Source organism: Streptomyces sp. SudanB5_2050 (assembly GCF_964272335.1).
Lineage (GTDB): Bacteria > Actinomycetota > Actinomycetes > Streptomycetales > Streptomycetaceae > Streptomyces > Streptomyces rochei.
Genome location: NZ_OZ186760.1, coordinates 7,530,017 through 7,552,115 on the forward strand (window position 1 = coordinate 7,530,017; position 22,099 = coordinate 7,552,115).

9 protein-coding genes are annotated in these 22,099 nt (G+C 74.7%); all 9 read left to right on the forward strand.

Translation table 11 applies throughout. The features are described 5' to 3' along the window. The first annotated feature begins 46 nt into the window (after positions 1-46). The 9 genes from ACFZP7_RS32980 to ACFZP7_RS33020 all read left to right on the forward strand — a co-directional run bounded on the left by ACFZP7_RS32980 (position 47) and on the right by ACFZP7_RS33020 (position 22,067). The gene (locus ACFZP7_RS32980; protein ID WP_385637777.1) at positions 47-6,847 is read left to right on the forward strand and encodes an amino acid adenylation domain-containing protein; all 6,801 of its coding nucleotides are present in this window, start codon (positions 47-49) and stop codon (positions 6,845-6,847) included. Then, a complete protein-coding gene (locus tag ACFZP7_RS32985) occupies positions 6,844-12,372 on the forward strand; it encodes an amino acid adenylation domain-containing protein (RefSeq protein ID WP_385637779.1) in 5,529 nt (1,842 codons plus the stop codon). The genes ACFZP7_RS32980 and ACFZP7_RS32985 overlap by 4 nt, the downstream gene beginning before the upstream one ends. Beyond that, the gene (locus ACFZP7_RS32990; RefSeq protein WP_385637782.1) at positions 12,369-13,520 is read left to right on the forward strand and encodes a saccharopine dehydrogenase NADP-binding domain-containing protein; all 1,152 of its coding nucleotides are present in this window, start codon (positions 12,369-12,371) and stop codon (positions 13,518-13,520) included. The genes ACFZP7_RS32985 and ACFZP7_RS32990 overlap by 4 nt, the downstream gene beginning before the upstream one ends. Further along, complete coding sequence (locus tag ACFZP7_RS32995) at positions 13,517-15,571, forward strand: Gfo/Idh/MocA family oxidoreductase (RefSeq protein WP_385637785.1); 2,055 nt, start codon at positions 13,517-13,519, stop codon at positions 15,569-15,571. The genes ACFZP7_RS32990 and ACFZP7_RS32995 overlap by 4 nt, the downstream gene beginning before the upstream one ends. Before the next feature lie 9 nt (positions 15,572-15,580). Continuing rightward, complete coding sequence (locus tag ACFZP7_RS33000) at positions 15,581-16,831, forward strand: cytochrome P450 (protein ID WP_385637788.1); 1,251 nt, start codon at positions 15,581-15,583, stop codon at positions 16,829-16,831. After that, positions 16,828-17,667, forward strand: coding sequence for a thioesterase II family protein (locus ACFZP7_RS33005; protein WP_385637790.1), 840 nt, complete (start codon positions 16,828-16,830; stop codon positions 17,665-17,667). The genes ACFZP7_RS33000 and ACFZP7_RS33005 overlap by 4 nt, the downstream gene beginning before the upstream one ends. Positions 17,668-17,761: 94 nt before the next feature. Beyond that, the gene (locus tag ACFZP7_RS33010; protein WP_127432411.1) at positions 17,762-18,490 is read left to right on the forward strand and encodes a trans-aconitate 2-methyltransferase; all 729 of its coding nucleotides are present in this window, start codon (positions 17,762-17,764) and stop codon (positions 18,488-18,490) included. Next, on the forward strand, positions 18,487-20,307 hold the full coding sequence (locus ACFZP7_RS33015) for an ABC transporter ATP-binding protein (protein WP_385637793.1): 1,821 nt from the start codon (positions 18,487-18,489) through the stop codon (positions 20,305-20,307). Before ACFZP7_RS33010 ends, ACFZP7_RS33015 begins: the two co-directional genes overlap by 4 nt. Continuing rightward, entirely contained in the window at positions 20,304-22,067 is a 1,764-nt protein-coding gene (locus tag ACFZP7_RS33020; RefSeq protein WP_164288094.1) for an ABC transporter ATP-binding protein, read from the forward strand. Before ACFZP7_RS33015 ends, ACFZP7_RS33020 begins: the two co-directional genes overlap by 4 nt. The last annotated feature ends 32 nt before the right edge of the window (positions 22,068-22,099 follow it).

The window sequence follows — 22,099 nt, forward strand, 5'->3', positions numbered from 1 at the left end:
GGCCCCCGAGGCGGCACCCACCCCACCCGACCGGAAGGCGGCATCAGTGAGCGACGAAGCAGTCGTCGAGGCGCGGACAGCGGAAGGAGGCGCCGGCAGCCGCGGGATCGAGGAGCCCGAGTCGGTGCGTCAGGCGGTGGCCCGCGCGCTGGGGACCGCGCCGGAGGAGCTGGAGGACGACCGCGACCTCTTCGAACTCGGCCTCGACTCGCTGGCCTTGATGTCCCTCGTCGGTACCTGGCGGCGCGGGGGCAGCGCGGTCACCTTCCAGGACCTCACGAGCAGCCCGACCCTGCGGGACTGGACGGCCCTGCTGGCGCGGGCGCGCGGCGAGGACAACGCCGTCCCCGCCCCGTCCGCGCCGCCCCGGCCGGCCGAGACCGAGGCGGACACGGACCCCTTCCCTCTGGCCACGATGCAGCACGCCTACTGGATCGGACGCCAGGACGGCCAGCCCCTCGGTGGCGTCGCCGCCCACTTCTACGTCGAACTCGACGGCCACGACGTCGATCCGGCCCGGCTCGACACCGCGCTGCGGGCGCTCGTGCGGCGGCACGGCATGCTGCGGGCCGTCTTCGACGAGGACGGCCGCCAGCGCTTCGGCGCCGAGGGCACGCCGCTGACCGTGCGCGATCTGCGGGAGAGCGACCCCGATGAAGCCGAGGCCGAGCTGCGACTGCTGCGTGAGCGCAACACCCACGCCCGCCCGGACGTCACCGCCGGCGACGTCTTCCGCGCGGTCCTGTGCCTGCTCCCCTACGGCAGGACCCGTCTGCAGATCGACCTGGACATGATGGCGGGCGACGCGCTGAGCCTGCGAGTCCTCCTGTCCGACCTGCGCCGCTTCTACGAGTCTCCCGACGACCCGCCGCGCGAACTCGGCCTCGACTACCGGCGCTACCTGGCGGAGCACGCCACACTCAGACGGGCCGAACGCGAGCGCCACGCCGCCTGGTGGCGCGAACGCCTGCCGGACCTGCCCCGGGCCCCACGGCTGCCGACGACCGTCGACCCCCTCACTCCGGTCAGCGCGGACGACGGCGTGCTGACCCACTCCCGGCGCCTGCACCACTGGCTCGGCCCCGACGACAAGGCCGCGCTCGTCGGCGCCGCCCGCCGGCACGGACTCACCCCCGCCGCCGCCCTCGCCACCGCCTTCGCCGAGGTCATCGCCGCCTGGAGCGACAGTCGGCGCTTCCTGCTCAACCTGCCGCTGTTCGACCGGGAGCCGTTCGTCCCCGACGTCGCCGCCCTGGTGGGCGACTTCAGCAGCTCCGTGCTGCTCGACGCGGACATGAGCGCCTCCCTCCCCTTCGCCGCGCAGGCCCGCGGGCTCCAGACGCGGCTGCAGGAGGGCATCTCGCACGGGGCGTACGGCGGCGTCGAGGTGCTGCGCGACCTCGCCCGAGCGGAGGGCGCACCGGTGCTGGCCCCCGTCGTGTACACCAGCGCCATCGGGCTGGGGGAGATCTTCGAGCAGGACGTCCAGAAGTCCTTCGGACGCCCCTCCTGGATCATCTCCCAGGGACCGCAGGTGTACCTGGACGCCCAGGTCACCGAACTCGACGGCGGTCTCCTGCTCAACTGGGACGTGCGGGACGGCGTCCTGGAGGCCGGCGTGCCCGACGCCGCGTTCGACGCGTACCGCCGCCTCGTCACGCGCCTGGTGACGGACCCCGGCACATGGTCCCGGCCCGTCGACGGCCTGCTCGCCCCCGACGTCCTGCCCCGACGCGCCGTGGCCGCCCTGCCGCCCGCGCCCGTACCGGACCGCGCCCTGCACACCCGCTTCTTCCATCTCGCCGAGACCGAACCGGACCGCACCGCGGTCGTCCGGGAGACCGGCGGCACGCTCACCTACACCGAACTCGCCGACGCGGCACGGCGGATCGCCGCGCTGTTGCGCGACCACGGCGTGCGGGAGGGCGACACCGTCGCCGTGACCCTGCCCAAGGGCGCCGACCAGATCCCGGCGGTCCTCGGCATCCTGGCCGCGGGCGCGGCCTACGCCCCCGTGGGCGTGGAGCAGCCCGCCGTGCGCCGGGCACGCATCCACTCCGTGGCCGGCGCGTCCGTTGTACTGACCGACCGGGACCACGCCGCGCTCTGCGCGGGTGTCTCCCCGGTCCCGGTGGTGCTGCTGGAGGACGCGTCGGGGCTCCCGCCCGCTCCGGTCGTGCGGCCCGACCCCACCCTGCCCGCCTACGTGCTGTTCACGTCCGGCTCGACGGGACTGCCCAAGGGCGTGGAGGTCTCGCACCGGGCGGTCGTCAACACCGTCGAGGCGATGGAGGAGCAGTTCGGGTTCGGGCCGGCGGACCGCACGCTCGCGATCTCCGCGCTGGACTTCGACCTCGCCGCCTGGGACCTCTTCGCCCCGCTGTCCGTCGGCGGGCAGGTGGTGGCCGTGGGCCAGGAGCACCGCCGGGACGCCCACCACTGGGCGCGGCTGGTGCGCACCCACGGTGTGACGCTGGTGCAGTGCGTGCCGGCCCTGCTGGACCTGCTGATGGCCGCGGGCGAGGACGAGGGCATCGGCGACTCCCTGCGCATGGTGCTGCTCGGCGGCGACTGGGTCGGCCTCGACCAGCCCCGCAGGCTGCGGGCGCTGGTACCCGGCTGCCGTTTCGTGGCGCTCGGCGGCATGACGGAAGCCGCGGTCCACTCCACGGTCTTCGAGGTCGAGGAGACCGATCCGGCCTGGAAATCCGTCCCCTACGGTGTCCCGTTGCGCAACATGCGGGCCCGGGTCGTGGACGGACGGGGCCGCGACTGCCCCGACCGGGTCCCCGGCGAGCTGTGGATCGGCGGCCCCGGCGTGGCCAACGGCTACCGGGCGGACCCGGAACGGACCGCGGAACGCTTCGTCGAGCACGACGGCGAACGCTGGTACCGCAGCGGTGACCTGGCCCGCTACCGGCCCGACGGCGTACTGGAGTTCCTCGGCCGCGCCGACCACCAGGTCAAGATCGGCGGCCACCGCATCGAACTGGGCGAGGTCGAGTCCGCGCTGGAGGACGACCCCGCCGTCCTGCACGCGGTCGCCACCGTCCTCGACACGCCGGTACGGCACCTCGCCGCGGCCGTGTCCGTCCACGGTGAGGCACCCGACCCGGACCGGGTGCGCCTGCGTGCGGCGGAACGCCTGCCGTCCTACATGGTCCCCGAGCGCGTCCTGGTCCTGCCCGAACTGCCGCTGACCGCCAACGGCAAGCTCGACCGGGCGGCCGTCCACCGGGCGCTGACCGAAGCCGCCGGCCAGGGCGGGCCGGCCACGACCGCGCCGGCCGGCCGGGTGGAGACCACCGTCGCCGCCGAGTGGGCCGACCTGCTCGGCGTGGCCGAAGTGGGCCGTGAGAGCAGCTTCTTCCTGCTGGGCGGCGACTCGCTCGTCGCGACCCGCATGATCGGCCGGCTGCGCGCCGCGGGCTTCCCCACGGCCCGGGTGGCCGACCTCTTCGCCCGCCCCGTCCTCCAGCACTTCTGCGAGACGCTGCACCCCGCGGCCCCCACCGACGAAGCGCCCGCGCCGGCCACCGCTCCCCTCCTCGTGCCCGACCCGGACCACGCCCACGAGCCGTTCCCGCTGACGGACGTCCAGGCCGCCTACCACACCGGCCGCGACCCCCGCTTCACCCTCGGCGGCGTCGGCACCTGGCACTACACGGAGTTCGACGGCACGGATGTCGACCTGGACCGCCTCGAACGCGCCTGGAACACCCTGGTCCGACGGCACGGCATGCTCCGCGCCGTCGTCGAGGACGGACACCAGCGCGTCCTGCCCGAGGTGCCGCCGGTGCGCCTACCGGTGGCCGACGCCCCTCCCGGGGGTGCGGCCGAGGCCCTGGCCGACCTGCGCGCCCGACTGTCCCAGCAGGTCCGCGACACCGCTCGCTGGCCGCTCTTCGCGCTCGGGGCGGTGCGCTACCGCTCCGACGAGGGCACCGGGACGGGCACCGGCGAGACCCGGACCCGGATCGGCGTCGGCCTGGACTACCTCGTGCTCGACGCGCTCTCCATCACCACGCTCTACGCCGAACTGAACGCCCTCTACGCCGACCCGGACCACGCACTGCCGCCGGTGGACGTGTCGTTCCGCGACTACCTGACCCGCCTCCCGGCCGACCCGGAGTCGGCCGCGCGGGCCCGCGCCCACTGGCGGGACCGCCTGGCCGAGCTGCCGCCCCCGCCCGCCCTGCCCTTCGACCGGGACCCGGCGACGCTCGACGCCCCCGCCTTCACCCGGCGCCGGCTCAGCCTGCCCGCCGAGGACTGGCAGGCGGTCAAGCGGGAGGCGGCCCGGCACGGACTGACCCCCTCCACCGTCCTGCTCGCCCTCTACGCGGAGGTGCTGGCGGCCTGGAGCGGCACCGACGCCGTGACCGTCACGCTCACCCTCTTCAACCGGCGTGACGTCCACCCCCACATCCACCGGGTGCTGGGCGACTTCACCTCCCTCTCCCTCGCCGGTCACCGGCGCGAAGGCGCCTCCTGGACGACGGCGGCCGCCGCACTGCAACGCCGGCAGGCTGAGGACCTGGACCACGCCGACGTGCCGATCGACTGGCTGCTGCGCGAGTTCGGCCGGCGCACGGGCACGGTGGACGCCGCCGCACCCGTGGTCTTCACCAGCGCCATCGGCGTGGGCGACGCGACGCTGGCCGGACCGGGGAGCGGCTTCCCCGCGAAGGTGTGGGGCATCTCCCAGTCCCCGCAGGTCTGCCTGGACAACCAGGTCACCGAGGAGTCCGGGAACCTGGTCGTCACCTGGGACGCCGTCGAGGAGCTGTTCGCCGAGGGCGTGCTGGACGCGATGTTCTCCGCCTACGGACGTCTGCTGCGGCACCTGGTGACAGATGACTGGCGGGCACCGCTGCCCGACCTGGTGCCCGCCTCCCAGTACGAACGCAGGGCCGCCCAGGCACGACGGGCCGCCCTGGAACCGGTGGCACCGCGAACGCTGCACGAGCCGTTCTTCACCCGTGCCGTCACCGCCCCCGACCGCACCGCCCTCGTCACGACGGCGGGGGAGGAGGTGACCTACGGAGCCCTCGCCGCGCAGGCGCTGCGCGTCGCCGCCGCGCTCGGCGACGCGGGCGTGCGGCCGGGCGATCTGGTCGCGGTCACCCTGCCCAAGGGCCCGGAACAGATCGCGGCGGTCCTCGGTGTGCATGCGGCCGGCGCCGCCTACGTCCCGCTGAGCCTCGAACAGCCCGCCGCGCGACGGGAGAGGGTGCACGCGACCGCCGGTTTCGACGTGGTCCTGGGCGATTGGCCCACCCCGCAGGACGCCGGCACCCGCGCCCTGTCCTTCGCCGACACCCAGCGCGTCGCGCCGCTGCCCGCACCGCGGGAGACCTCCCCCGGGGCGCTCGCCTACGTGATCTTCACCTCGGGATCGACCGGTGAGCCGAAGGGCGTGGAGATCACTCACGCCGCCGCCTGGAACACGATCGCGGACGTCAACGCCCGGCACGGCGTCACCGAGGACGACCGCGTCCTCGCCCTGTCGGCACTCGACTTCGACCTCTCGGTCTACGACGTCTTCGGCCTGCTCGCCGCGGGCGGCTCCCTGCTGCTGCCCACCGAGGACCAGCGCCGCGAACCGGCCCGCTGGCCGAGCCTGGTCGAACGGTACGGCGTGACCGTCTGGAACACCGTCCCCGCCCTGCTCGACCTGCTGCTCGACGCCGACGAAGGCGACGGACCGGAAGGCACGGGGCCGGCCGGCGGCGGACCGGAGGACGGCGGACCGGCGGGCGGTGGACCGGTAGACGGCGGACCGGCGGGCGGTGGACCGACACGCGGCCGGATCGCCGGGCTGCGGACCGCCCTGGTGTCCGGCGACTGGATCGGCCTCGACCTGCCCGCCCGCCTGCGGGCCCGAACCGCCCGGCCCTGCGTCTTCGCCGCCATGGGCGGAGCCACGGAGGCCGCCATCTGGTCGAACACCCTGACCGTCACCGAACCCGACCCCCGCTGGGCGTCCATCCCCTACGGACGCCCACTGACCGGCCAGCACTACCGCGTGGTGGACCGGGACGGCCGGGACTGCCCCGACTGGGCACCCGGCGAGCTGTGGATCGGCGGCGCGGGCCTGGCCCGCGGCTACCTGGCCGACCCCGTCCGCACCGCCGAGAAATTCGTCGAACGCGACGGGCGGCGCTGGTACCGGACGGGAGACCTGGGCCGCTTCCGCGGCGACGGACTGCTGGAGTTCCTCGGCCGGCTCGACAGCCAGCTGAAGATCGCCGGTCACCGCGTCGAGGCCGGGGAGGTCGAGGCCGCCCTGGAATCGCACCCCGCCGTCGCGCGGGCCGCCGCCGTGGCCGTGGGAGAGCGCACCGCCCGACGCCTGGTCGCCTTCGCCGTACCGCACGGCGCCACCGCCGACGGAGGGCCCGTCGACGATCCGGCACTCACCGACAGTCTGTTCGCCCTGCTGGCCGAACGAGTGCCGGTGTACGCCGTCCCGTCCCGCCTCCTCCTCCTGCCCGCCCTGCCCCTGACCGCGAACGGCAAGGTCGACCGCGCCGCCCTGGCCGGCCTCGCGGGACCGGAGACGGCCACCGCCGCCGAGCCGCCACGGGGCGAGACCGAGACGGCCCTCGCCGCGCTCTGGCGCGAGCACCTGCCGCACGGGGAACCGGACCGCCACGCCAACTTCTTCACCGCGGGCGGCGACAGCCTCACCGCGCTGCGCCTGCTGACGGCGATCGAGCGCCGCTTCGGGGCCACCGTGCCCGCCCGCCGCTTCTTCGCCGCACCGACCATCGCCGCGCTCGCCGCGGACGTCACCCGAACGCTCGCGGCCCACGGGACCGCCTACGAGACCGGAGAGCTGTGAACATCGCTGAACTGCTGGCCCGATACGCCGACGACGGCGTGGTGCTGTGGGCCCAGGACGGACAACTGCGCTTCCGGGCGCCGCAGGGCCGGCTCACGGACACCCACCGAGCCGAACTGCGCACGCACAAGGAAGCCATCCTGCGCCATCTGGAGGGCGGGGAGCCCGCACTGCGCGCCGACCCCGCCGGCCGCCACGAACCCTTCCCGCTCACGGACATCCAAGCCGCCTACCTCATCGGCCGTACCGACGCCTACGCCTACGGGGGAGTCGGCTGCCACGCCTACGTGGAGCTGGAGTACCCGGACCTGGACGCCGACCGCGTCACCGCCGTGTGGCGGGAACTGGTCCGGCGTCACGACATGCTCCGCGCCGTCGTCCACCAGGACGGCTACCAGCAGGTCCTGCCCGACGTCCCCGCGCTCCCGGTCGGGTCCGACGACCTGACCGCGCTGCCCGCCGCCACCGCCGAGGCGCGGCTGGAGCGCACCCGGGCCCGCCTGTCCGCCCGCGAGGCCCCCACCGACCAGTGGCCCCTCTTCGCCGTGCACGTGACCCGGACGGCCGGACGGGCCGTGCTCCACCTCGCCTTCGACATGCTCGTCGTCGACCACGCGAGCCTGCGCGTCCTGCTCGCCGAGTTCCGGCGGAGCTACGGCGGCACCGCCCTGCCGGAGGCACCGCGGATCAGCTTCCGCGACTGCGTCCTGGCCCGTCGTGCCCTCGCCGGCACCGAAGGCCACGTCCGCGACCGCGCCTACTGGACCGAGCGGCTCGACACCCTGCCCCCCGCTCCGGAACTGCCCCTCGCCGAGGGCTGGGAGGCCGGCGTGAGCGACCCCGCGGACGGCGGGACCACCCCGGCTCCCGGTGACGGCGTGGCGTTCCGCCGACTGGAGGTCCTGCTGCCCGCCGCCGACCGCGACCGGCTCGCCGAACGTGCCGCCCGGCGCGGTCTGACGGTGTCGACGGCCCTGCTCGCCGCGTACGCCGAGACCGTCGGCGCCTGGTCGCGGACCAGCCGGTTCACCCTCAACGTGCCCACGGTCGACCGGCCCGCCCTGCACGAGGACGTCGACCGCGTCATCGGTGACTTCACCTCGCTCGAACTCCTCGCCGTCGACCTCGACACGCGGGTCACCTTCGCCGAGCGGACCAGGGCGGTGGCGGAACAGCTCCTCGAAGACCTGGCCCACTCCCTGTTCACCGGCTCGGAGGTGCTCGCCGAGCTGTCCCGCAGGGCCGGCGCGCCCGTGCTCATGCCGGTCGTCTTCACCAGCGCCCTGGGCTCCGGCGCCACCTCCGAGAGCGTGCCCCCGGAGGTGACGTACGCCGTGACCCGGACGCCTCAGGTCTGGCTCGACTGCCAGGTCATGCGGCGCGGTGACGCGCTGAGCCTGTCCTGGGACATCCGGGAGGGCGCGCTCGCCCACCGGGTGGCGGACGCCATGTTCGAGGCGTACACGGCGCTCGTGCGGTCGCTGTCGGCCGAGGGCGAGGCCGGCGAGGCCGCCTGGGACGCACCGGCCCGTATCGAGCTGCCCGCGGCCCAGGCCGCACGCCGGAACGCGGTCAACGCCACCGAGGGCCCCCTGCCGGACGCCCTGCTGCACGAACCCGTACTCGCCAGGGCCCGGACCACACCGGACGCCGTCGCGGTCCGCACCCCCGAACTCGCCCTCACCTACCGGCAGCTCGTGGCCCGCGCGAGCGGTCTCGCCCGGGCGCTGACGGCGTCCGGGCTGCGCCCCGGTGAGCCGGTGGCCATCTGGATGGACAAGGGCTGGGAGCAGGTCGTCGCCGTCTTCGGCACCCTCATGGCCGGCGGCGCGTACCTGCCCGTGGACACGGCCCAGCCCCCGGCGCGCCGGGACACGATCATCGCGGACGCGGGCGTGCGCACCGTCCTCACCCAGTCCTGGCTCGCGGAACTCCAGGACCTGCCGGAGACGGTGACGGCCGTCGCGGTGGACCTCGTCGAGGAGACCGCCGGGGACGGATGGGCCGCAGCCGCCCGCCGGCACCCGGACGACCTCGCCTACGTCATCTACACCTCGGGCTCCACCGGCACGCCCAAGGGCGTGATGATCAGCCACCGGGCCGCCCTCAACACCGTCCAGGACGTCAACCGCCGCTTCGCCGTCACCGAGCACGACCGCGTCCTCGGCATCGCGGGGCTCGGCTTCGACCTGTCCGTGTACGACCTGTTCGGACCGCTCGCCGTGGGCGCCACCCTCGTCCTTCCCCGGGCCGACCGGCGCGGCGACCCCTCCCACTGGGCCGAACTGGTCCGCGACTTCGGGGTCACGGTGTGGAACTCTGTGCCGGGCCAGCTCCACATGCTCTGCGACTGGCTCCGCTCCGAGCCCCCCACCGACGACGGCACCCTGCGGCTCGCGCTGATATCCGGCGACTGGATACCGGTCTCGCTGCCCGACCAGGCCCGCGGCCTCCTGCCGGGCCTGGAGATCGTGTCCCTCGGCGGCGCCACCGAGGGCTCCATCTGGTCCATCGCCCACCCGATCGGCGAGGTGGACACCGCCCGCCCGAGCATCCCGTACGGCAGGCCGCTGACCAACCAGACGTTCGCCGTGCTCGACCGGCACCTGCGGCCACGGCCCGAATGGGTCCCCGGCGAGCTGTACATCGGTGGCGCCGGCGTCGCCCTGGGCTACTTCGGTGACGCGGAGCGCACCGCGGAACGGTTCCTCACCCACCCCGTCACCGGGGAACGGCTCTACCGCACGGGCGACCTCGGGCGGTACCTCCCCGACGGGACCATCGAGTTCCTGGGCCGGGAGGACGCCCAGATCAAGATCCGCGGCTACCGGGTCGAACTCGCCGAGGTGGAGGCCGCCGTACAGGCCCACCTGGCGGTCGCGGCGGGCGCCGTGGTCGTCGACGACTCGACGGCCGGCGGCCGACGGCTGGCCGCGTTCGTGGAGACGGCCCGCAAGGACGGCGAAGGGCCCGCCGTGACGAGCCGTGCGCAGGCACGCGAAGCGGCAGCGGACGCCGTCCGCGAAGCCTCCGCCGCCGTCGACCCCGCACGGCTCACCGACTTCCTGACCGCCCTCGACGAGATGGCCGTCGCCGAGATGACCGGTGTCCTCGCCGCCTCCGGAGTCTTCGACGGGTCGGCGGCGCCCACGGCGGAGGACGTGGGTACGGCGCTGCGCGCCACCCCCCGCCACCGGCACATCGTGCGCCGCTGGCTGCGCGCCCTGGCCGCGCGGGACCGGCTCACCCACCGGGACGACGACACCTACACCGGCCTCGTCCCCGTCTCCGCGGCCGAGGCGGCGCGCCGCCGGCGGCTGGCCGCCGACCTGGAGCACGAGATCGGGTGGAGCACCGAGCTGCTGACCGTCATGCGCACCTGCGCCGACCGGCTGCCCGAGCTGGTCTCCGGCGAGGTCGGCATCCGGGACCTGCTCTTCCCGGGCGCGGCGACGGAAGCGGCGGACGCCGCCTACCGTGACAACCTCGCCATCCGGCACCTCAACCGCGCGGTGGTCGCCGCGCTGCGCGAGATCGCCGCGAACCACACCGGCGAGGAGCGGCTGCGGGTGCTGGAGGTCGGCGGCGGAGTCGGCGGCACCACCGGCGAACTGGTGCCCGTCCTCGCCGAGTACGGCGTCGACTACCTGTTCACGGACGCCTCCGCGTTCTTCCTCAACGAAGCCCGCGAGCGCTTCGCCGACCATCCCTGGGTCCGCTACCAGCGCTTCGACGTCGACGAGGACCCGCGCGCCCAGCACCTGCCGCCCAACACCTTCGACGTCGTGGTCTGCGCCAACACGCTGCACGCCGCCGCCGACGCGGACGCCGCCGTGGGCAGGCTCCGGGAACTGCTCGTACCCGGCGGACAGCTCGTCTTCGTGGAGAACACCCGCGACGAGAACCTCCCGCTGCTGGTCTCCATGGAGTTCCTGGAGGTCGCCGGCCGGGCGTGGACCGACGTGCGCGAGCACACCGGGCAGTCCTTCCTCACCCACACCCAGTGGCGCGAACTCCTCGACCGGCACGCGGCGACCGAGGTCACCTCGCTGCCCGACGCCCGGGACGCCCTGGCGCGCACCGGGCAGGAGCTGTTCATCGCCACGATGAAGGACGACCGGCACCACGTCCCGGTCGGGGAGCTGGCCCGTACGGCGGCCACCCGGCTGCCGGAGTACATGCTCCCCTCGGTGTGGCAGGTCGTCGACACGCTGCCCCGCACCGCGAACGGGAAGACCGACCGTGCGCGCCTGCGGTCCTGGCTGCCCCGGGAGAGCGCCCCGGTCGTCGTGGACGAGCGGCCGAGGGACGAGCTGGAGAGCGACCTGGCCGAGCTGTGGGCGGAACTCCTCGCCGTCGAAGAGGTCACCCGCAACGACGACTTCTTCGACCTCGGCGGCGACTCGCTGCTGGTGGCCCGCATGGTGGGCCGGCTGCGGGAACGCGTGGCGCAGGCGGCGGACCTGGAGTGGGAGGTCGTCCTGCGCCACATGCTGCGCCGCCCCACGGTCGCGGGCCTCGCCGGGTTCCTCCGCGGCCTGGCCGGAGCCGAGGACACGCCCGCGACCACCGCCGTGCGCACCGACCCGGTGATCCACCTGCACGGCGCCCGTTCGCAGGACGAGCCGACGACCGTGCTGGTACACGCGGGAACGGCGACGATCATGCCGTACCGGGCGCTGATCACCGAGATCAGGCGCCGCTCGCCGGGCCTCGCCGAAGTCGTCGGCGTGGAGGTCCCCGACCTCAGCGGGTTCCTCGCCGCCGAGCCGGACGGTCTCATCGAGCGGATGGCGGCCGACTACGCGCGGGCCCTGACGGCCGACGGACGCGGCCGCTTCCACGTCGTCGGCTACTGCCTGGGCGGACTGATCGCCACCGAAGTGGCCCGCAACCTGGCCGAGTCGGGGGCGGAGGTGGAGAGCCTCACCGTCATCAGCAGCCACAGCCCCCGCTTCCGCCTGGACGACGAACTCCTCGCCGAGTACTCCTTCGCCGTCATGATGGGCATCGACCCGGCCGAACTCGGCTTCCCGGACGACCAGTACCGGGTGGCCGCCGCGGCCGACGCCGTCCTTGCCGCCAGCCCCGGGGTCCTGCCGGACGGCGGACTCGCCGCGCTGCCCGACGAGTTCGAGGACGTCGCGGGCTGCTTCCGGCGGCTCGCCGACGTTCCCCGCGCCACCCGGATCGCCCGGATGTGCGAGGCGGTCCCCGCCTCGGCCGGCACCTACGAACCCGAACACATGACACGGCTCTTCCTCGCCTTCCGCCAGAGCGTCTTCGCCATCACCCGCTACGACGCCGAGCCCTACGCGGGCGACATCACCTTCCTGCGCCACGACGGCGCCTACCCCTTCCCCGGCAGCAAGGACGCCGTCACCGCCTACTGGGAGGAACTGACCCTGGGCGACCTCGACATCGTCGACATCGGCGGCGACCACTACAGCTGCCTGTCCGTCGAACACGCGCCCGGCATCCTCAAGACCCTCGACGGGCTGACCCAGGGGGCGATCACCCGATGACCAAGCCCGTGATCGGGATCCTGGGCGCCTCCGGGGCGGTCGGCCGGGCCGCCGTACGGGAACTGCGCGCACTCGGCCACACCGGACTGCGCCTGGGCGGCCGTACCGCTTCGGCCCTGTGCGCGGTCGCCGAGGAGGACCCCACCGGCCACGACGAGACCGTGTGGGCGGACGCCACCGACCCGGACGGCCTGCGCGCCTTCACCGACGGCTGCGACATCGTCCTCAACTGCGTCGGCCCCACCTACCGGCTGCGCGCCACAGTGGCCTCCGCCGCCCTGGCCGCCGGAGCGCACTGCGTCGACGTGGCCGGGGACGACCCGGCCGCCGAAGACCTCCTCGCGGCCGGCGACCCGGCCCACGACGGCCGCACGGTCGTCCTGTCGGCCGGGGCCCTGCCCGGCATGTCCAGCCTCCTGCCCCGCTGGCTGGCCGGGCAGGGCCTGGACAGCGCCTCCGCGCTGACCGCCCACTGCGGCGGCCTGGAGGCCTGCTCGCCGACGGTGGCGCACGACCTGATGCTCTCCCTCACCTCCGGAGGCGCGGACGGCGCGGCCTACGGGGAGCCCCTCGCCGCCGTCCGCGGCGGCCGGCGCGTCCCGCGCGCCCTGCGCACGGCCGAGGACACCGAACACCCGGCGTTCCCCGGCCGGGTGGCCCTCCAGCCGTATCTGAGCGGGGAGAGCGAGCGCCTCGCCACCGTGCTCGGCCTCGACCGGCTCGACTGGTACAACGTCCATCCCGGCCCCGCCGTGCGCGCCCTGCTCAACCGGCTCCCCGGCCGCCTCGCCGCGGGGGACGACCCGGCGGAGCTGGCGGACCGGCTGATCCTCGCCGCCGACCTCGACCTGGCCGGACGGCGGCCCTACTACGTCATGGACTTCGAGCTGTCGGGCACGGCGTCCGGACGGCCCGCCACCGCGGGACTGACCCTGCGCGCGGCCAGTAGCTACCGGCTCACCGCCACCGTGGGCGCGCTCGCGGTGGCGGCGGTGCTGCGGGCCGAGGTGCCGGCGGGCGTGCACTTCGCCTGCGACGTGCTGGGCCCCGACACCGTGGTGCGGCACCTGCGCGCCCGGGGCGCCGCCGACCTCCGGCCCACCGGAGCGGCGACCGACGCCGACCAGGTGGAAGAGGGCGTGCTGTGAACACATCGACGCCCTTCCGGGTGCTGGTCTGCGGCACCAACTTCGGCCGCTTCTACGCCGAGGCGGCACGCCGGCGCCCCGGCTACGCACTGGTCGGCGTCCTCAGCCGGGGATCGGCCGCCTCCCGGGCCTACGCGGAGCGAATCGGCGTCCCCCACTACACGGACGCCGACGCTCTCCCGGCCGACATCGACGCGGCCTGCGTGGCCGTCGGCTCGTCCATCTCCGGCGGCCGGGGCACCGAGCTGGCCCGGGCACTCATGGACCGGGGCATCCACGTCCTCCAGGAACACCCCGTCCACCTCACGGAACTGACGGACAACCTCAGACACGCGCGCCGCCGGGGAGTGCAGTACCGCCTCAACACCCACTACCCGCACGTCGCCCCGGTCCGCGACTTCATCGACGCGGCCCGCAGGCTCGCGGCACGGCAGCGGCCGCTCTTCGTGGACGCCGCCACCCCGGTCCACCTGGTGCACCCCCTGGTGGACATCCTCGGACGGGCGATGGGCACGCTGCGGCCCTGGCGCTTCGCGGACCCGGCGCCCCTGCCCGCCGACATCGGGCCGCAGCCGTTCCGCTCCCTGCACGGCGTGTTCGCCGGCGCGCCCCTCACCCTGCGGGTGCACCACCAGCTCGACCCCGCCGACCGGGACAACCACGCCCTCCACTGGCACCGGATCTCCCTCGGCACGGAAGGCGGGGTCCTCACCCTGGCCGACACCCACGGCCCCGTGCTGTGGAGTCCCCGCCTGCACATCGGGCGGGACGCCGACCGGCGCTTCGTCCTCGACGGGCCCGGCACCGGCCGCCTGGGGCTGGGCACCACAGCCGTGGTCGGGAGCACGGGTACCTTCCGGACCGTCTTCTCCGACCTGTGGCCGGAAGCGATCGGCAGCGCGCTCGACGGGCTCCGCGAGGCGGTCGCGGACGGCGGAGACCCCCTGCGCGCGGGGCAGTACGACCTGGCCGTGTGCCGCATCTGGACCGACCTCGCGGCACGGCTCGGGCCGCCCGAGATCGTCCGTCCGGCCACCCCGAGGCCACTGGCGGTCAGCGACGTCTTCCCCGCGCCGGAGCAAATCCGCCCCGGCACGGACCGGCCCGGCGTGCACCGCCCCGGCACACACGGCCCCGGCGCGCATCGCGCCGGCTCCGACCCGACCCCCGCCGGTGCGGGCGCGCCCCCCGCTCCCGCGGACACCTCGCCCTACACCCCGTCGGCGGAGTTCTTCGACCTCGTCGCCGCCGAGCACACCGCGACCGCGAGCGCACCCGCGATCGCGGCGCTCCTCGCCGACGCCGACCTGAGCACCGGACCGGTGGTCGACATCGGCGCCGGCACCGGCCTGCTCACCGAGGCCGTGGCCCGTGCCCGGCCGGACGCCGAGATCCTCGCCTGCGAACCGGCCGTCGGCATGCGTGCCGTGCTCACCAGCCGCGTCTTCAGCGACCCGGACCTGCGCTCCCGCGTCACCGTCACCGCGGACGCCGCGCCCGACCTGGACCTGCCGGACCGGATCAGCGTCGCCCTGCTCTGCGGGGTGCTCGGCCACCTCGACGCCGACGGGCGAGCCCGCCTCTGGCGGCGACTGAACCGGCGGCTCGCCCCCGGCGGGTTCGTGGTCGTCGAACTCATGCAGTTCGAGGAGGTGTCGACGCTCCCCGAGACCAGGCTCGCCACGGCCACCGCCGGACGGCACCGCTACGAGTGGTCGTTCGCCGCGGCACCGGACGAGGCGCGGGACGGTGCGATGCGTCTGCACTCCACCTGGCGCGTGTACCGGGACGACGCCACCCAGCCGGAGCGTGCGGTGCACGACTCCTACCGGTGGCTGCCCTTCGGGCTGAAGGACGTGGTGGCCGAGTCCGGAATGACCGCACGCACCCTTCCCACCCGGCCCGGCGCACCCCCGCTGGCCGTACTCACCCGGGCGGCGGACGCGCCGGACCCGGCGAAGGGACCGGCCCTGCCGAAGGCGCGGACCGGACCCGACGGCCCCGGCACACCGAGCGCCCCCACCCTTTTCGTCTCCACCACCGACGGCTGAGGACCACTGATGACAACCCCCGTGTCCCCGACGGCGCCCGGCGCCCCCGACGCACCGGTCACCGGCGCCACCGCCCCCCGTGACTTCCCGATCCGGCGCGGCTGCCCCTTCACCGCACCCGAGGAGTACGCCGCGATGCGCACCGACGACCCGGTCGCCCGCGTCACCCTGCCGACCGGGCGGGAGGCCTGGGCGGTGACCCGCTACGACGACGTACGCGAACTGCTCTCCGATCCGCGCGTCAGCGCCGACATCCGCCGCCCGAACTTCCCTGCCCTCGGCGAGGGCGAGCAGGAGGCCGGAGCCAGATTCCGTCCCTTCATCCGCACCGACGCACCCGAGCACACCCGCTACCGGCGCATGCTCCTGCCGGCGTTCACCGTGCGCCGGGTCCGCGCGATGCGACCCGCCGTCCAGGCACGGGTGGACGAGATCCTCGACGGCATGCTGGAGGCCGGCGGCCCGGTGGACCTCGTCAGCGCGTACGCCAACGCCGTCTCCACCTCGGTGATCTGCGAACTGCTCGGCATCCCCCGGCACAACCTGGAGTTCTTCCGGGACGTCACCCGGATCTCCGGCTCCCGCACCAGCACCGCGGAGCAGGTCGCCGAAGCCCTCGGCAGCCTCTTCGGCCTGCTCGCCGAGCTGATCGCCGAGCGTCGGGAGGAACCCCGGGACGACCTGATCTCCAAGCTGGTCACCGACCACCTGATCCCCGGCCATGTGACGACCGACCAGCTGCTGTCGACCCTCGGCATCACGATCAACGCCGGCCGGGAGACCACCACCAGCATGATCGCCCTGAGCACCCTGCTCCTCCTGGACCGGCCCGAGCTGCTGGAGGAACTGCGCCGGGACCCCTCCCTGATGCCCGCGGCCGTCGACGAACTCCTGCGCGTCCTGTCCGTCGCCGACTCCATCCCGCTGCGCGTCGCCGCCGAGGACATCGAACTCTCCGGCCGGACCGTCCCCGCCGACGACGGCGTCATCGCCCTCCTCGCCGGCGCCAACCACGACCCCGAGCAGTTCGACGACCCCGGGAAGGTCGACTTCCACCGGACGGACAACCACCACGTGGCGTTCGGGTACGGCGTGCACCAGTGCGTCGGGCAGCACCTGGCGCGGCTGGAGCTGGAGGTCGCCCTGGACACCCTCGTCCGCCGCGTCCCCACCCTCCGCCTCGCGGGGGACCGGGGCCAGGTCGTCGTCAAGGACGACTCGGCCACCTTCGGCCTCGAAGAACTGATGGTGACCTGGTGACCGCGCCCCTCCCGCCGAACGTCTCCGCCCGCGCCGCACGCTCCGGCAGCCCGTGGATCAGGCGGTGGAACGACGCCCCGGCGTCCCGGCTCACCCTGATCTGCCTCCCTCACGCGGGCGGCAGCGCCGGCTTCTACCGCCCCTGGGCGGCCCTGACGCCCCCCGAGGTCGAACTCGTCGCCCTCCAGTACCCGGGCCGCGAGGACCGCTTCGACGACCCGGCCTGTGCCGACATGGGCGAGCTGGTGACCGCGGTGGCGGACGCCGTCCAACCGCTGCTCGACCGGCCGTACGCCCTCTTCGGGCACAGCATGGGCTCCGCCGTGGCCTGGGAACTGGCCCACGAACTGGCCCGTCGCGGAGCACCCGGCCCGCGCCGGCTCTTCGCTTCGGGCCGGGCCGCTCCCGGCACGGCGGTGACCGGGCAACTCCACCGCCAGGACGACGACGTCCTGTGTGCGGAGCTGTCCCGGCTCGGCGGCACCAGCCGCGAGATCCTGGACGACCCCGGGCTGCGCTCCCTGGTCCTCACCGCCGTGCGTCACGACTACCGGATCATCGAGACCCACCGCCCGCGGGACCGGCCGCCGCTGTCCTGCCCGATCCACGTGCTGACCGGCGACGCCGACCCGGAACTGGGCGAGGCGCGCAGCCGCGAGCGGGCCGGCGGCTGGGCCGACCTCACCACCGCCCGCACCGAGGTCCGCGTCCTGCCCGGCGACCACTTCTACCTCACCCCGCGACGCCGCGAGGTGGTCGCCACCGTCCTGCGCAGGCTGGACCCCTCACTGTCCCCGACCGCGGACGGCCGGCGCGCCTGGCCGAGCACCCCGTGAGCCCCCGGCCGCCCGGCCGCGCCCGCACGGCCCGTGACACCCACCCCGCCGTCCGACCCCGCCTGGAGACCGTCGTGCCCGCCTGGAGACCGTCGTGATCGACTACTACTCGACCTCGGCCGAGTTCTACGAGCTGGTCGCCACCCGGCACACCGCCAGCAGCGGCCCCCCGCTGACCCGCGTCCTCACGGGCCTCGACGTGTCGCACGGCCCCGTCCTGGAGATCGGCGCCGGCACCGGCCGCGTGACCGAGGTCATCGCCGCCGCACTCCCCGAGGCGGAGATCGTCGCCGCCGAGCCGTCGGCCACCATGCGGGCCATGCTCACCTCCCGGGTCGCCCGCGACCCGGACCTGCGGCGCCGTGTGACGGTGGTCGACGGCGCCGCCCAGGACCTCGTCCTGCCCGAACGGCTCTCCGCCGTCGTCATCTTCGGCGTGGCGGGCCACCTCACCGTCCCCGAACGCGTGGCGCTGTGGAAGCGCCTCGCCGACCGCCTGCCGGACGGCGCGCCCATCGTCGTGGAACTGATGGGGGTCTCCTCGCCCCGCCACATCCCCCCGGTGATGTCCCTGCGGGAGACCATCGGCCGCCAGACCTACGAGTGGTGGATCGGCGGCGAACCCACCGAGGGCGACGCCATGCGGTTCACCACGACCTGGAAGGTCCTGCGCGACGGCCGCACGGTGCGCGAGGTCGCCGACAGCTACGACTGGCACACCTTCGACGTCGCCCGGCTGGCCCGCGAGGCAGGCATGACCAGCCGCCGCATCACCGAGGCCGGCGGCCGGCCCGTTCCCGAAATCGGAGTACTCGTCAAGTGAAGTCACAACCGTCCGAGCCCGGCGCGGAGTCGGTGTCCCGGGACCCGGTGGCCGCCGGTGCGGGCACCGAGCCACCGCCGCGCCCACTGCGCGCGCTGACCGCCCCCGTCCGGGGCCGGCTGACCGTCGCCGTCGGCCTCCAGGCCGTCGCGGCCCTCGCCGGAGTGGTGCCGTTCATCGCCGTCTCCGAGATCGCCGACCGACTCACCGCGACAGCCCCCGCCGACGGCGACGATCTGTGGCCGCCGGTCGTCCTCGCCTGCGCGGCGGGGCTGGTCGCCCTGGTCTGCGGCACGGCGGCCGGCGCCCTCGCCCATGTCGCCGACAACGACCTCCAGCTCGCCCTCCGCCGCCGCCTCGCCCGGCACGTCGGGCGGCTGCCGCTCGGCCGGCTCACCGAACGGGGCACCGGCGAGGTCAAGCAGGCGGTGCAGGACGACGTGAGCGCGCTGCACACGCTGTTCGCCCACACCCTCCTCGACGTCGTCGCCGTGCTCACCGCACCGGCCCTGGCACTGGCCTACCTGTTCACCGTCGACTGGCGCCTCGCCCTGGTCGGCGTCGTGCCCCTGGCGCTCGGCGTGTTCCTGTTCGGCCGGGCCATGGCGGGCGCGGCCACGCAGATGGCCGAGTTCGGCGCCGCGCTGGGGCGGATCTCCGCCGCCGCCGTGGAGTTCGCGACCGGCATCGCCGTCTTCAAGAGCTTCGGTCGCGGACGCAAGGCCCACGAGCGCTTCGTGGCCGCCACCGAGGGCTTCGCCGACTTCTTCTCCCGGTGGGTGCGCACCACCCTGGTCAGTTCCACCGCCGCCGTGCTGGTGGTCGCCCCGGCCGTGGTCCTGCTCCTGCTGTCCGTGGCGGGCGCGGTGTTCGTCACCCGGGGCTGGACGACCGGCGCCGCACTCGTCCCGTTCCTGCTGCTCGGCCCGGCCGTCGCCGCCCCCATGGGCGTGGTGGGCCCCCGCATCCAGCAGATCCGGGCCGGACAGGCCGCCGCCGTACGCGTCACGGAGCTGCTGCACGCGCCGACGCTCCCCGAGCCCGCGCACCCCGCCGTCCCCGACGGCCACCACGTCCGCCTGCGCGGCGTGTCCTTCTCCTACGACGGACGGACCGACGTCCTCAGCGACGTCGACCTCGACCTCGCGCCCGGCACGGTCACCGCGCTGGTCGGCCCCTCCGGCTCCGGCAAGTCGACCCTGGCCTCGCTGCTGCCCCGCTTCCACGACGTCACGGCGGGCACGGTGACCCTCGGCGGCGTCGACCTGCGCGACATCCCCGCGACCGAGCTGTACCGCCGGGTCGGCTTCGTCCTCCAGGACGTACGGCTGCTGCGGGCGAGCGTCGCCGACAACATCCGTCTGGGCCGCCCCGAGGCCACCGACGAGGAAGTCGAGCGGTGCGCCCGCGCCGCCCGCATCCACGACCGCGTCATGGCCCTGCCCGAGGGGTACGCGACCGAACTGGGCACCGCGGTGACCCTCTCCGGCGGCGAGGCCCAACGCCTCTCCATCGCGCGGGCCCTGCTCGCCGACGCCCCCGTCCTCGTGCTCGACGAGGCCACCGCCTACGCCGACCCGCACTCCGAGGCACTGATCCAGGACGCCCTGTCCGCTCTCGCGGCCGGCCGCACCCTGCTCGTCGTCGCCCACCGGCTGTCGACCGTCCGCTCCGCCGACCGGATCGTGGTGCTGGAGGACGGGCGCGTCACCGAACAGGGCCGCCACGACGAGCTGATCGCCGCCCGGGGCCGCTACGCCACGCTGTGGGACGCCCAGAGCAGCGCGGACGACGTCCGAGAAGGAAGCGCACGATGATCCGTCAGCTCTACCGGGTCCTGGGGCCCGAAGGCTCCCGCCCGCTCAACCGGCTGCTCGTCCTCCAGTGCGGCGCGGCCGTCCTGCAAGGCGTGGCCTTCGCCCTCCTGGTGCCCGTCCTGCGGGACCTGCTCGGCCCCGATCCCGACGACGTGTGGCCCTGGCTGACGGCGTTCGTCACCTGCGCCCTCGCGCACGCCGTGCTCCAGGGTGCGGCCATCGGCGGCGGGTTCACGGTCGGTTCCCGGCTCTCCCGGGTCCTCCACCGCCGTATGGCGGACCACGCGTTGCGCCTGCCCCTGGGCTGGTTCACCGCGGGCCGCACGGCCGAGTTCAGCAGGCTCGCCGGCCAGAACGTCATCCAGGTCATGAGCACACCGGCCCACCTGCTGCGCCCGTTCATCAGCTCCCTGCTCACCCCGGCGACGCTGGTGATCGCGACGTTCTTCTTCGACGTCCGCACCGCCCTGGTGCTGCTGGTCTGCGCGCCCGTGCTGTTCGCCGTCCAGGCGGCGAGCAGCGCCGTGATGCGCCGCCTCGACCTCGGCCGGGACGCCGCGATCGGCGAGTCCGCGGACCGGGTCCTGGAGTACGCCCGCAACCAGCCGGTGCTGAGGGCGTTCGGCCGCACCGCCGAGGGGTACGGAGCGCTGGACGACGCCCTGGTGGCCGAGGCGCGCGCGGACCGGCGGCTCATCGCGCGGGGGCTGCCCGGCCTGGTCTCGTTCTCGTTCGCCACCCGGCTCGTCTTCGCCCTGCTGCTCGCCCTGGGGGTGTCCTGGCGGCTCGACGGCTCGCTCGACGTGCCCACCCTGCTGGCGCTCCTCGTGCTGCTGGTCCGCCTCATCGACAGCGTGTCGTCCGCCGCCGAGGCCGGCGCCGGCCTGCGCATCGCCCGCAACACCCTGGACCGCCTCGGCGCGGTCCTCGACGAACCGCCCTTCCCCCAGCCCGCCGAGCCGAAGAAGCCCCGGGACGGGAGCGTGGAGTTCACCGGGGTCGGCTTCCGCTACGACGGCGGCGGCGAACCGGGCGGCGGGGCAGCCGCCCGCCCGGTCCTGAACGACGTGACCTTCCGCCTGCCCGAGCGCAGCATGACGGCACTGGTCGGACCCTCCGGCGCGGGCAAGACCACCGTCGCCGGACTGGTCGCCCGCTTCCGTGACGCCACCGAGGGCACCGTCCGCATCGGCGGCGTCGACGTCCGCGAGATCACCGCCGACGACCTCGCGGCCCACGTCTCCCTCGTCTTCCAGGACGTGTACCTCTTCGACGGCACCATCGAGGAGAACGTCCGGATCGCCGCCCCCGACGCGAGCCCCGGCGAACTGGCCGAGGCCGCGGCCCTCTCCGGACTGGACCGCGTGATTGAGGAACTGCCCGAGGGGTGGGCCACCGAGGTCGGGGAGGGCGGCGCACGCCTGTCCGGCGGACAGCGGCAGCGCGTGTCCATCGCCCGCGCGCTCCTCAAGGACGCGCCGATCCTCGTCCTCGACGAGGCCACCGCCGCCCTCGACCAGGAGAACGAGGCCCTGTTCGCCGAGGCCGTGCGGACCCTGGCCGACCGCAAGACCCTCCTGGTCATCGCGCACCGTCTGAGCACCGTCGTGCACGCGGACCAGATCCTCGTCCTGGAGGACGGCGAGATCACCGAACGCGGCACCCACGAAACCCTGGTGGCGGCGGGCGGCACGTACGCCTCCTTCTGGGAACGGCGGACGCGTGCCCACGGCTGGCGACTGGAGGCGGCCCCGTCATGATCCCGCACCCACCACCGGCGAACCCTTTGAAC

Bases quoted from the DNA above. Each gene is read 5' to 3' on its own strand.
- ACFZP7_RS32990 (WP_385637782.1), top strand. From the start codon at position 12,369: ATGACCAAGCCCGTGATCGGGATCCTGGGCGCCTCCGGGGCGGTCGGC.
- ACFZP7_RS33000 (WP_385637788.1), top strand. From the start codon at position 15,581: ATGACAACCCCCGTGTCCCCGACGGCGCCCGGCGCCCCCGACGCACCG.
- ACFZP7_RS33020 (WP_164288094.1), top strand. From the start codon at position 20,304: ATGATCCGTCAGCTCTACCGGGTCCTGGGGCCCGAAGGCTCCCGCCCG.